The following is a 12,809-nucleotide window of genomic DNA, read 5'->3' as shown; positions in this document are numbered from 1 at the left end:
AAAATTGTTTGAGTGCCTGACACTTTTATGGGTACTTTTACTTAATTGGGATCCAAATTTCCGAATAGAGATTTTCGCTTGTAGGATCTTCATCTGTGTAAACCTCTAATTCAGGTGTTCCAGCAGGCTCATATGGATTCGAAGGGAACCATTCGGAGAAAATTTGCTTCCATGCATTTTGCATCGCATCCGGCATTGGGCCGTGTACTTCAAACACAACCCATTTTGATGCTGGCACTTCCATCGCTAATAAATTTTCCGGTACATCCCCTACGTGTTCTGTTCCAATCCAATAATCCATTAAATTATTTTCTTTATAGTTTTCGTCTGGTACACAAACACCCAATACCCCTTTAATTTGTCCATCATTTAATGCAAATAATTGCTCGTCCATTCCTTGACGGTTTACTTCATCCCAAAATAGAGGGATACCTTGCAAATTCTCGCCTTTTTGGCAATTATACGTTCTTTTCACTCCTACAACTTGGAACTTTTCCTTTTCTACAATGTTATACTTCATTGGTTCTGCTCCCTTCAGACTCACCTGGATTACAAGGCGGTTATATGATTGTAATGGTCCTTGCTGTTTTCGTGCTTCACTCGGCGTTACGTTATGTTGCTTTCGGAATGCTTTTGTAAAAGCTTCGGGAGAGTCGTAGCCATATTTGAAGGCGAGATCGATTACTTTTATATCTGTATTGATCAATTCCTGTGCTGCTAAAGTCAATCTTCTTCGTCTTATATAATCTGCGATTGACATATCTGTTAAAATAGAAAATGTTCGTTGAAAATGAAAAACAGATGCATTCACTTCGTTTGCGATTTGCTCCATTGTAATCGTATCTTGCAAATGCTCTTCTATATAATTTATAGCTTTTTGAATCGACTCAATCCAACTCAAACTCAAATGCCCTCACTCCTTGCTTAAAGATTAACGTATTCTAGTTTTTTCTTCCTGTCTTTTTATGCTATCTTTGGACTGGTCCACTCAGTTGTATGCATAGTCTACTACATATCGTCCATTTTCCAAACCTTTACTTAAGAGTGCTACTGCTTCAATAATAATCATTTTTACGAGCCCATAACATAAAAATTTTAAGAAGATTAAGTGAGTGGAAAGCGTCAACCTGTAGCTTACGCTACCAATTAAATCTTTGCACTGAGCGTTATTTGTTGCTGAAAGTATATAAATGAGCAATTTTATTAATTATTAGTAGATTCTTAGTATTTAATTAATTTAAAATAAACAGTATTATTAAGTATTATAGATATTTCATCTAATGACACAATACGCGGAGGATATGACATGTTAGAGATAGCAAAAGAAATAACAACAAACCCAAAAGAAAAACCTGCAGTAGACCAATTAGGTTTTGGTCAATTTTTTACAGATCATATGTTTATAGTCGATTACACAGAAGGCATGGGTTGGCATGATCCACGTATTATCCCGTATCAGCCGCTTTCTATAGATCCTTCGGCAGCGGTTTTCCATTATGGGCAAGCTGTATTTGAAGGATTAAAAGCTTATGCAACAGTGGATAATAGGGTCCTTTTATTCCGTCCTGACCGTAATTTTAACCGCTTAAATCATTCGAATGAGCGTATTGTCATTCCAGCAATTGATGAAGAATTGGCGTTAGAGGCGTTAAAGCAGTTAGTAACATTGGATCGCGAATGGGTTCCAAAGGCACCTGGAACATCTCTTTATATCCGTCCATTTATTATTGCTACTGAGCCACACTTAGGTGTACACCCTTCTAAAAACTATAAATTTATCATCATTATGTCTCCATCTGGCTCGTACTACAAAGAGGGCATTAATCCAGTAAAAATCATGGTGGAACAACATTTTGTAAGAGCTGTAGTTGGCGGCACCGGCGAAGCAAAAACTGCTGGTAACTATGCGAGCGCCTTAAAAGGACAAGAAATTGCGAATAAGGAAGGCTATTCTCAAACTTTATGGCTAGACGGTAAAGAACACCGTTACATCGAAGAGGTAGGTAGCATGAATATATTCTTCAAAATAAACGGAACAGTCATCACACCAGCATTAAATGGTAGCATCTTACCTGGGATTACACGTAATTCAATGCTTCAAGTATTAAAGGCGAAAAACATTCCAGTTGAGGAACGTCGTATTTCAATCGATGAAGTGGTAGAGGCTTATCATAATGGCACTTTGGAAGAAGCATTTGGTACAGGAACAGCTGCGGTTATTTCACCTGTCGGAGAATTAAAATGGCAAGATGAAAAAATAGTGATTAATAACGGTGAGATTGGTGAAGTTTCACAATTGCTTTACGACACATTAACAGGCATCCAAAATGGCACGCTTGAAGATACATTTGGTTGGACGATTAAATTATAAAAATATACAAAAAGTGTTAGATTGATCGCAATCAATCTAACACTTTTTTACTGTCGTTTTTGTAGCGCAACATAAGCCACTAATATAGTCGTCTCCACATTTTTGACCTTTAATGATATTGGAATAACACCAAAATAGTCGTATCTTTTTCGCTTTCCCAAAGCTCAACAAAAAAGCAATATCCATTTGGGAAATCATTTAAATATGCCTCATCATCAAGGCAAATGTTATTTTTATACTTAGTATTCCATTCTGACTTAACATCATTTATTAATAAACGCTCTAATGTACTTTTTCGTTCCGTTTGATAGTTACAGATAAATATTTCTTCTACTTCGCCATTAAAAATCATTTGTCCAAGTTCCTGTAACGTAATATTATTATAGTAGATTTTACTTGCCACTACTACTTCATTGTTATAAATCTGATTTTTTTCCTTGTCTATGAAGTAGCCTTTTTTTGTCACACTGTTCACCTCTTCTAGTTTTTTAATCGACTAAGAAAAATCAAACATTAACTTTATAATTCAGTGCTAACTCATCCCCAGGTAGTCCTCGTATCCCCCAGTTATGCTTAGGTGTTTCAAAAATAGTAATTTCTATATCTTGAGGAGCTATACTCAATTGACTGTTAATTTTTTTAAATAGCAATGCGAGTAATTGTTTTTTCGTTTCCATCGTTCGACCTTCGAACATACTAATTTCAATAATGGTATATGCTTCAGTTCTTTCACTAGGAAAGTAAAAATCCTCTTTGTCCATCGGGAAAAAACGATGAAATTTCTTATCGGTTGGCAATGCCAGTGCCTCCATCATACAAGAATGAATAATAGTCGATAATGCTGCCTTAATAGGATCTAACCTATCCTTAATACCATATATTTTAATTTGACTCATGCTCATCTCACCTTTCTCTTCTAACCACCCATTTCTATTCTATAAAAAAACATGAAATTCCTTTATTCGTTCTTGCATTCAATAATTAATTCGCCTCTCTACAATGTAACTGGCACGAATAGGTAAAAAAGAGCTACATCCTTCGCTACCCAATCTCGCAATATTATTTAATAACCGGCAAGCTCACCCTGTTTACCCAATCATAAATAAATCTTTCTTGATGCACGTTTAGCTCAGGGAGGTTGTTACGGGCAAAGAATCGATGTTCGTGACTTTCATCAGAGCGTTGAATTAATTGTCCCGTAAAACAGCTTGAGTAAAAAATAATTTGGACACTGAAAACTTTATCGCTATTCGGATATGTTGCAAATCCTTCTTCACCAGAATAAATACCAAACAACGCCAATTGTTCAACTGTTAAACCTGTTTCCTCAAAAGTTTCTCTTACGGCCGCTTCAAGAAACGATTCTCCAGGCTCCATAATGCCACCTGGGATACCCCAAACATCTCGATCCGTTCGATGTTGTAGTAAAATTTGGTTGTCTTGTTCAAGTATAACGCCACAGCCTACAGTCATTAGCATTTCATTGCCAATGAGCTGCCGCATTGTTTGTATGTAATTCATTTTTTTCTCCTTTTATTAATTAAAGTATATGACCTATAAATCTTGCACTCAAAAACATTTTACACAATATAATTTTAGCATATTTATCCAATTTATATTAACACCTGTTCTTCACATTTTTAGAGAGGCTTTGAATTTAGGCAAACTTTTACTAAATGTACGATGTATGAAGTCAATAATCAGGGCAAGATTAAAAGTATAAAATTTTAAAATGAGGTGAATGAATAAAAAAAATAATGATCAATCCTAACGACAGGGCTATAAATTTCATTATCACGTTTACACAAAAAACCAGCCCAAATATGAGCTAGTTTTAAATTTATTAATTTTTTAATGCAAAAAGTTATAAATCGGCGCTCGAATAAATTGCATAAATATTCATGAATGAACAATGTATGAATTCAAAAATTAGGGCAAGAATAAACCTATATAATTCCACTATGAGGTGAATAGATGAAAAAATTAATCATCGGTACTTTTACTGCCATCCTAACAACTGGGTTATTATTTGGCTGTGGTACAGCGAAAGATAAAACAGAGACAAAAAAATCTGAAGAAACTTCTACACATAAAGAAGAACATAAGGAAGAGATAGATAAAAAAGATGAGAAAGCAAAAGAGTAACATTGCCTACAGTTCATTAGAGGTTCCTGGAAGAGAGCATGACCCTAGAGACTACTGGCTCTCAGACCCCCCACCACTCTGTAGCGGACATTAACATAAACAGCAAAAAAGTGTTAGATTGATTAATGTCAATCTAACACTTTTTCTCTTTTGCACCATCCGCAGAATCGTAGTTACACCAAAAGAAAACTATTCAGCAATAATCGTTACAGTACGATTATCACTTTTATATTTGCTTCCAACACCATCAGCGTCACCTTGTGCATTTATTGTGTAAGATCCCGCTGATATAACTTTGTTTTTAAATTCAAAGGCGATATCACCACTAGTATTAACTCCAGTAAATGTAAGTGTATGACCATCAGCACTAATTTCTGATGATGTAATGTTTCTCCATGATACACCTAAGTGAACGTAATCATTAGTAGTAGCTACTATTTCAGATGGTAATGTAATAACAAGTGTTCCGTTACTAAATGTAGTATAAGAATAATAATCTAATCTAAGAGTATTCGCTACATCTTTTGTTACTGTCAAACTAGTACTCCCCATACCACCAATTGTAAATGTAGCATTTGGTATTAGTGCGCTACTCTCGTCTTATCCCATCTTTTTGGTTTTATAACGAGCCTTCACCGTACGAGCGACTTTCATCGCATACGGCGATCCGTCAACAATAGCTTAAAAACTTATTTCCCCATTATTTAAGTTATCAGATGCAACTCTCAAAAAACTAACCAGGATTTATAAGCTATAATCTAACGCTAAGCTTTTTCTTTCGTTTTAGGATTATTATTTGGATGTAGTACTTCGAAAGACAAAAGATTCGTGCTTCTAACGCTTTAACAGATCCTTCAGCTGGTGTTGACTTCGTTGTTCTTTTTATCTCTTTTTCATAGATGGATGCCCCTTTTTCTTAGAAACAAGAGCATCATAACCACCACCAACTTCAAACTTCAACTTCCAATTCCGAATCATGCCAGGAGATGAAATATTGAATAGTGCAGCTGTGTCTCTCGAAGATGTACCTGTCTCGTTCATATAATTAAGACATTCATTTTATAGTCAGCTGAATATTTTGTATAGGACTTTAAGAAAGTCTCTACGCCATTTTTTTGATAACGGCGAACCCATTCACTGACAACCTCTGCTGTCACACCGATATCTTTCGCAATTTCAAGCATGGTTTCATATCCATTTAAATATCGTTGAACTGATTGAATACGTTGTTCAACACTTACTTTTGCCATAAAAAAATCCCCGTAAAAGTTAGATTGATGTCTAACTTTTACGGGGCAGATCAAATAGAGCTGGTTTTTTTCATTAAATTGAAATTGAATGTGTGAATTTTATCTTTAGAATTAATTGATATTATCCTTTAGGCTCTAATTTCCAGTATGAGGAATCGCCAGTTAACCCTAAACAATCGCCGATACCCACAGCCCCAACACTTCTTTTCTAATACATTGTCATATATTCATCGCGTTCCCAGTTGTATTGTAAAATTAAACCATCAGCAAAAGCATTCTATCGGAAGTAGTATAATTTTAATAGGAGACTAATGAATAATAGTAACATGCTCTTTTTTTACTAAACGAACTAATATTTTCTTTTGTATTACGCATTCTTTAAAACGTCTATTAATAATATTTTGCATAGATGTATTATCTACATCAGTAAAAAATGTCACGAACATATTTTCTTCTATCGCCCTTTTGACAACGGGCGCATACACTAACATCCCCCCTCCTCCCAATCTGGTAGCGGGCAAACGCTTCACATAAGAATGGGGTAAAAGTATCATGTTCTGTGCAACTCTCTCAGCAATACACCACCCCACTAAATCTCCCTCAAGAAATAAAGCAAAGCTAAATTCTTCATCGACATCGCCTAAATTCTGAACAAAAGGATAGACATGATCATCAAACTTATTCTTATTAGAAATTGCTTCTCTAAATATCTCACCCACATGCTGACTCCAAGGTACTACTGTTAAACTAGTAGGTATTTTTAAATTCCATAACCACTCATTTTGTTGTATTCGATTAAAATCCAGCACATATTTTTCTATACCTTGTACATTCCCACTCCATCCTTGATTGGTTAATATATTTATGAAGTCATCAGATTTACTGTTCATAGTAAGCGTTATTTCTGTTATCAAAAAGCCGATCTTTTCAAAATAATTTTCCGCTTCATTATATAGTTGCATAACAAAATGATGGGCATTCTCCTCATCATTTACAACTAAATGTGTAATCGTTGCTGACTTATTTTCAAAATTGATGTCTGCAATAAGGATACCTATTGGACTTGTATGGTCAACTAAACCTATTCCCCATAAACTTGCGTCCATTAATTGCAACCTTTTAAAATGATTAGGATTCAAAAAAGTTAAAAACATACTATAATTACTTGAAGTAAGATTTAAAATTTCCATTAATTTCACCTCTTAAAAATAAGTAGCCTAAGTTATTAGGCTACTTGGAAATACTACGCTTCGTCAAATGACTCTGTTACGGGATTAAATACAAGGTTGGCAAAGTGAATATTTTTGTAATTTTTAGTTAAAGCATACTTATTCTCAGTAGTTCTTAATTCATAACCTGCAGTTACAGCCGTTTCTATACCATTAGTTGCTTCAATGAAATAATAATATGTCGTAAATGGTGTTGCTGTATCATCATTCCAGCGTTGTGTACCACTCGCAATGTTTGATTGTAAAACCATTGCCCCTACTAAACTATTGCTTGTGTTACGTTTTATCGTATAAGTAACCGTTCCTACAGATGATTGATTATCTGTCCAAGTAATTGTATTTCTGACGCCACCCGGTGATAAATCTAGTGAACTTCCACTCACATTTGTTACAGGTAAAAATACGCTATTCTCGTTTTATCCCTCTCTATATCTCGGTTTTATAACGAGCCTTCACCGTGCAGGCAACTTTCATCGCACACGGCGATCCGTCAGCGATAGATCTATAAGATTTATTTCCCCGTAGTTAATTATAAATTAATTTAAGTAATGTCAATACTGACAAATGTTAATATTAATGTTAATTTTTAAAATTTTTTCACTTCTAAAACTTATAATATGATTATGCTGTTTGCTGTGTATTCATCATCAATTATACAAATTTCTAAAAAGCAATATGAACTTATTAAATGGAATGTTTCAAGTACCACCTATATTATTTTTAGTTTAACTTGGTTATTTGCTGCTTTAGAAAACTGTTTAGCTTGATAATGAGGATTAAAAAAACCCCGAATAAGTTCACTTTTAAAAGTGTCCATTATTCGGGGTGCAGTTCAATTTAAGTTTGTTAATTCAAACTTATGGGGTGCTTTAGTTAAATATTAAACTTCATATATCAAAACAAAACAGAGTTCATTCTATATGTAACTGTAAGATTAACTCTGTAATTTTTGTTTTAAAAGTAACAGTCTCTAGAAAAAGCCTTAAATTAATACTGTCTCTTTCTTCTTACTCTTACTTGCAACACGCAACACTTCTTTTCTAGTACATCGTCAAATATTCATCACGTTCCCAGTTGTGGACGCGTGTGCGGTATTTGTTCCATTCAATTTCCTTCGCTTCTGTGAACTTCTCAAAAATATGATTGCCAAGTGCGTCACGTACAATGTGGTCCATCTCTAGCTCGATTAGTGCGTATTCTAAAGAGGATGGTAAACTATCAATGCCATTTAATTCACGATCTACGCGGTTCATTTTATAAATATTTCGATCTACAGCATCTGGTGGTGTTAAGCCTTTACGTATCCCATCAAGTCCAGATGCTAAAATAACAGCCATCGCTAAGTATGGGTTAGCCGCTGGGTCAACAGAACGTAACTCAATACGAGTTGAAAGACCTCTTGCTGCTGGGATGCGAATAAGTGGTGAGCGGTTTTGAGCTGACCAAGCTATATAGCACGGTGCCTCATAGCCTGGAACTAAACGTTTATAAGAATTTACTAAAGGGTTTGTCACCGCTGTAAAGCCGTGAACATGCTTCATGACCCCTGCCATAAAGCTTCGAGCCGTTTCGCTCAATTGTAATTCTGCATGTTCATCATAGAAGGCATTTTTATCACCTTCAAACAATGAAAGATTGAAATGCATCCCTGAGCCATTAACGCCAAATAACGGTTTTGGCATAAAGGTTGCATGTAAACCGTGCTGTGCTGCGACTGTCTTAACGACGAGTTTGAACGTTTGGATATTATCGCACGCTTCAATGGCACTTGCGTATTTAAAATCAATTTCATGTTGACCAGGTGCAACTTCGTGATGCGACGCTTCAATTTCAAAACCCATGCCCTCTAACTCAAGCACAATATCACGTCGACAGTTCTCGCCTAAATCAGTAGGCGCTAAATCGAAATACCCGCCACTATCATTTAATTCAAGTGTTGGATGCCCTTTATCATCTAGTTTAAATAAGAAAAATTCTGGCTCTGGACCAAGGTTAAACGAACTAAAACCTAACTCTTCCATTTCCTTTAATACCCGCTTAAGGTTGGAACGTGGATCACCTTCAAACGCTGTACCATCTGGTCGTGCAATATCACAGATAAAGCGCGCTACCTTACCTCTTTCCGCTGTCCATGGAAAGATAACGAAAGTATCTAAGTCAGGACGTAAGTACATATCAGACTCCTCAATACGGACAAATCCTTCAATCGATGAACCATCAAACATGACCTTATTATCTAATGCCTTCGCTAATTGACTAACTGGTATTTCCACATTTTTTATTGAGCCCAATATATCAGTAAATTGTAGGCGAATAAATTTCACATTTTCTTCTTTCACCATGCGGATAATATCATCTCTTGTATGATGTTTCATTCTTCACCACTCCAATTGTCATTTTTCTTAACGTGTTTTTTTATAACTTCTTTTAAAGTACACTAAAACAACAAAAATGCGCAATGGGCATGTAATGTTTTCTTACATATGTATTTTCGAATAAATTTATCTTTATTTTAGATGTATAGATATATTAGGTTGGACCTATATATTGACATCAACTAAAATAAAACTTAATGATTACTAAAATATTTCATTTATAGAACATTAGTCTTGCGTTTTTTATATTTTACTGGTACATTATAAACGAAATATAAATTCAATAGTATCTAATAGGATATTTTTACTATTCTATATACCAATCCTTATTAAAGTAATTGAATAATTCAAAAGTAGCTTTTATAATAATGACGTCGGTGGAAAAAGTCCTTTGATTCCATCCAGTACAAAACAAAACTCCCTTTCAAATGGTCCTAACTACCAATTGAAGCAAACTTCGCAAACTCCAGGCAAATGATTTAGCATCGCCTTAAAAATTCTTATATAACACATTGTCACCAACATTAAGTATCCATATATTCAGAAGATACATAGACTTACAAGTTTTTTACTGCTATAGGTGACAAAAACCATAGAGTGAAAACAGTATTAGTCAACGATATTCATTCCTTTATCACACATAACTATTTTTATAGAGATGACATTAATTGTCTGCGTTTTCATTCCTATTCTTTCTCAATATAATAGCGATGACCTATTTAACTTTGCTTACATCACTAGCGAAAATATAAATGTAATTTCACGTACAAGATAGGTGATTGGCAATGAAATTTACACTGCGAGTTCAAGCAAATCGACAAGCAGTTCATTTTATTGATAATGTGATGGAAAACTATACAAATATTTATAGTATACCTTTCAGTAAAGAATTGAGATTTGTTTTACACGAATTAGTAATTAATGCTATTGAAGCGATGGAAAAAATCGATTCCCCCTCTCCCGACGGCAAAATTCAAATTCAAATTTTACATAACGATGAGGAGATTAAGCTAACTGTCATCGATGAAGCACAAGGCATTACTGAAAATGATATAAAGAAGGCTTTGCAATTCGATCCTAATGTACATAATTATACAGATCGAGGCCGAGGATTATTTTTTGTCAAAAATATGGTCGATTCTATTTGGTTTAAACATCTTTCAAGTACCAAATTTTTAGTCGGTGTTTCCAAGAAAATTCATGGATAAAGTACATCTGTAATTAGGAGGGACTTTTTGTGAAATGGACAATCCGTAAAAAAATGAATTTACTTATTCTTACCTGTATTTTGTTAATGATTACTCTTATAGCTGTAATTGATTTTTTTGAAGCTAAAAAGAATTTTTTAGAAAGTGCAAATGCCAAACTTTTATCGGATTTACAATTAAGTTATCAATATTTTGATGTTAAAATCCCTGGAGAGTGGGACATCAAAAATAATGAATTGTATAAAGGCAATGTTAAAATTGCTGGCAATTTCGATATTGTAGATGAGATTGGCAATCTAGCAGACGGTAACTTCGTGACAATCTTTCAGCACGATACACGCATTAACACAACTATAGTGGAAAATGGTATACGACAAGTGAACACGAAGGCCCCTAAAGAGCTTACTACTGCTGTGTTAGAGCAAAAAAAACGTTTTATTGGTACAACAAATGTATTAGGTAGTATGTATCAAGTTGCGACAGAGCCGATTTTCAATAGCAAAGGCGACATCATCGGCATGTGGTCGACAGGCACGCCATCTGCGCCTTATATTAACATCGCTACAAAATATGTCCTTGAGAATGTTGCCATTTCATTAGGAATAGCCATTTTGATGTTTGTCAGCATTAGTTGGTTTTTACAGCGTCAAATTATTGGACCAATTAATCAATTAAGTTTGAATGCTAATGAACTTGCTAATTTAAATTTAAGCGTAAAAATAGTAAATCCTAAAGGAAAAGATGAAATCGCCAATTTAGCACAAGCATTTAATAATATGAAGCAACGTTTAACCGAAACAATGACCATTGTCTCGAATAGCGCAAATCAAATAGCTAGATCCTCGCAGACATTAGCCGAATCATCACACCAAACTAGTGAAGCCTCAAACCAAATTGCGTTAACAATGAACGACATTTCAAATGGTACGACCATTCAATCAGACCAGGCTGAACGCATTGTTATGATGATGAAAAAAACAATTGAGGAAGTAACCAATAGTTTAGAAAAAGCAGAAGCAACTTTAAATAGAGCGATTCAATCTACCTACATCGCTCGAAAAGGAGAAGATGCCATTAATGAAGCAATTAAACATTTAAACACTGTCACACATACAGTTTCTTATGCAACCGATTCAATTCAAAAACTAGGTAAACGCTCAGAAGAAATAGGTGGAATTATAACTGTCATAACGGGTATTGCGGAGCAAACAAATTTATTGGCTTTAAACGCTGCCATCGAAGCCGCTCGAGCCGGAGATCAAGGAAAGGGCTTTGCTGTAGTCGCATCAGAAGTTCGTCAGCTTGCTGAGCAATCGAGTTTAGCTTCTGGTCAAATTACAGATTTAATTAACAACATACAAGCCGAAACCGCTGTGACCGTCCGAACTATGGAAAGTAATTTACTTGCAGTAGAAGAACAGGTGAACATCATTAGTAAAGGCGGACATGCCTTACAAGAAATCGTTGAACATGTTGTTGAAACAGAACGAGGTGTGAAACAAATGAAATCTGCATTCACGCATGTCAATGACAATTCATTAGGTGTTCAACAGGCAATACATGATATCTCACGCATTCTAGAAGATTCTGCGGCAGCTTCCGAAGAAATGGCAGCTACTTCTGAAGAACAACATGCAACTGTAGCTGAGATATCACATAAATCAGAGGAGTTAGCGGAAATTTCTACTAAACTACAAAACGAAGTAAATAAATTTAAATTTTAATCTATTAACTAAATGACATGGAGGAGCACTGAAATGAGGAAGAATAACATGATAAATTTTGATTCAAAGACTGATTATATTTCAATCGCCTTTACAGGTAATTTAGAATATGGGTTAATCGATGAGTTAAAAGAGGAGCTTCACGCTATTAGTGTAGACACAAAACATGGCTATGTAATCGATATGCAAAAGGTGACGAATATTGATAGTACCGGTTTTGGTATGATTATTAATTTTGCAAAGAAAGTTACGATTGCCGAAAAGAAAATCGCCATTATTGTGACAGATGATTTTATTCGTAAACTGTTCGCCATCTCACAATGTGACAAAGTATTTCCTATTGCAAAAAGTGAACTGCAAGCGCAGCAAATGATTAAAGAAAAAAGCTGGTTAGGTGAGCTTGCCCTCAGTGAATATTAAGTGCCAATATTAAGTGCCAGGCACCCAAACAATTCTGAATTTTTTAACAAAATAAAAATTCACGTAGACTCCTGCGGGAACGTATAA

15 protein-coding genes are annotated in these 12,809 nt (G+C 35.0%); 5 read left to right on the top strand and 10 right to left on the bottom strand.

The window, feature by feature from the left end:
• Positions 1-37: 37 nt before the first annotated feature.
• The gene (locus tag ACQKNX_RS00530) at positions 38-901 is read right to left on the bottom strand and encodes an AraC family transcriptional regulator (protein ID WP_427428241.1); all 864 of its coding nucleotides are present in this window, start codon (positions 899-901) and stop codon (positions 38-40) included.
• A gap of 405 nt (positions 902-1,306) precedes the next feature.
• Here ACQKNX_RS00530 and ACQKNX_RS00525 point away from each other — a divergent pair, with 405 nt between their 5' ends.
• Positions 1,307-2,371 (top strand): branched-chain amino acid aminotransferase, encoded by a 1,065-nt coding sequence (locus ACQKNX_RS00525; protein ID WP_427427086.1) that lies wholly within the window; start codon positions 1,307-1,309, stop codon positions 2,369-2,371.
• Between the two features lie 109 nt (positions 2,372-2,480).
• Here the strand turns inward: ACQKNX_RS00525 and ACQKNX_RS00520 are convergent, their stop codons facing one another.
• The 3 genes from ACQKNX_RS00520 to ACQKNX_RS00510 all read right to left on the bottom strand — a co-directional run bounded on the left by ACQKNX_RS00520 (position 2,481) and on the right by ACQKNX_RS00510 (position 3,892).
• Positions 2,481-2,837: a hypothetical protein gene (locus ACQKNX_RS00520; protein WP_427427085.1), complete on the bottom strand. Its 357-nt coding sequence runs from the start codon at positions 2,835-2,837 to the stop codon at positions 2,481-2,483.
• A gap of 40 nt (positions 2,838-2,877) precedes the next feature.
• Positions 2,878-3,267: a tautomerase family protein gene (locus ACQKNX_RS00515; protein ID WP_427427084.1), complete on the bottom strand. Its 390-nt coding sequence runs from the start codon at positions 3,265-3,267 to the stop codon at positions 2,878-2,880.
• A 163-nt stretch (positions 3,268-3,430) separates the two neighbouring features.
• Positions 3,431-3,892 (bottom strand): NUDIX hydrolase, encoded by a 462-nt coding sequence (locus tag ACQKNX_RS00510; protein ID WP_427427083.1) that lies wholly within the window; start codon positions 3,890-3,892, stop codon positions 3,431-3,433.
• A gap of 453 nt (positions 3,893-4,345) precedes the next feature.
• Between ACQKNX_RS00510 and ACQKNX_RS00505 the strand changes: the two genes are divergently transcribed.
• On the top strand, positions 4,346-4,516 hold the full coding sequence (locus tag ACQKNX_RS00505; RefSeq protein WP_427427082.1) for a hypothetical protein: 171 nt from the start codon (positions 4,346-4,348) through the stop codon (positions 4,514-4,516).
• Positions 4,517-4,705: 189 nt separating this feature from the next.
• Here the strand turns inward: ACQKNX_RS00505 and ACQKNX_RS00500 are convergent, their stop codons facing one another.
• From ACQKNX_RS00500 to glnA, 6 genes are all read right to left on the bottom strand, one after another.
• The gene (locus ACQKNX_RS00500) at positions 4,706-5,053 is read right to left on the bottom strand and encodes a BslA/BslB family hydrophobin (protein ID WP_427427081.1); all 348 of its coding nucleotides are present in this window, start codon (positions 5,051-5,053) and stop codon (positions 4,706-4,708) included.
• A gap of 345 nt (positions 5,054-5,398) precedes the next feature.
• Entirely contained in the window at positions 5,399-5,557 is a 159-nt protein-coding gene (locus tag ACQKNX_RS00495) for a hypothetical protein (protein WP_427427080.1), read from the bottom strand.
• Entirely contained in the window at positions 5,554-5,766 is a 213-nt protein-coding gene (locus ACQKNX_RS00490; protein WP_427427079.1) for a helix-turn-helix domain-containing protein, read from the bottom strand. Before ACQKNX_RS00490 ends, ACQKNX_RS00495 begins: the two co-directional genes overlap by 4 nt.
• 308 nt (positions 5,767-6,074) lie before the next feature.
• Positions 6,075-6,956, bottom strand: a complete 882-nt coding sequence (locus tag ACQKNX_RS00485) for a hypothetical protein (protein ID WP_427427078.1) — start codon at positions 6,954-6,956, stop codon at positions 6,075-6,077.
• A 53-nt stretch (positions 6,957-7,009) separates the two neighbouring features.
• Entirely contained in the window at positions 7,010-7,378 is a 369-nt protein-coding gene (locus tag ACQKNX_RS00480) for a hypothetical protein (RefSeq protein WP_427427077.1), read from the bottom strand.
• A 657-nt stretch (positions 7,379-8,035) separates the two neighbouring features.
• A complete protein-coding gene (gene glnA / locus ACQKNX_RS00475; RefSeq protein WP_427427076.1) occupies positions 8,036-9,370 on the bottom strand; it encodes a type I glutamate--ammonia ligase in 1,335 nt (444 codons plus the stop codon).
• Between the two features lie 785 nt (positions 9,371-10,155).
• Here glnA and ACQKNX_RS00470 point away from each other — a divergent pair.
• The 3 genes from ACQKNX_RS00470 to ACQKNX_RS00460 are packed head-to-tail and all read left to right on the top strand — an operon-like array spanning position 10,156 to position 12,722.
• A complete protein-coding gene (locus ACQKNX_RS00470; RefSeq protein WP_427427075.1) occupies positions 10,156-10,578 on the top strand; it encodes an ATP-binding protein in 423 nt (140 codons plus the stop codon).
• Between the two features lie 29 nt (positions 10,579-10,607).
• On the top strand, positions 10,608-12,302 hold the full coding sequence (locus tag ACQKNX_RS00465) for a methyl-accepting chemotaxis protein (RefSeq protein ID WP_427427074.1): 1,695 nt from the start codon (positions 10,608-10,610) through the stop codon (positions 12,300-12,302).
• A gap of 33 nt (positions 12,303-12,335) precedes the next feature.
• Entirely contained in the window at positions 12,336-12,722 is a 387-nt protein-coding gene (locus ACQKNX_RS00460; RefSeq protein WP_427427073.1) for an STAS domain-containing protein, read from the top strand.
• Positions 12,723-12,809: the final 87 nt, after the last annotated feature.

The sequence above is a fragment of the Lysinibacillus sp. NPDC093712 genome, from assembly GCF_050280025.1.
Lineage (GTDB): Bacteria > Bacillota > Bacilli > Bacillales_A > Planococcaceae > Lysinibacillus.
This window is presented reverse-complemented; position numbering and strand designations above follow the sequence as displayed.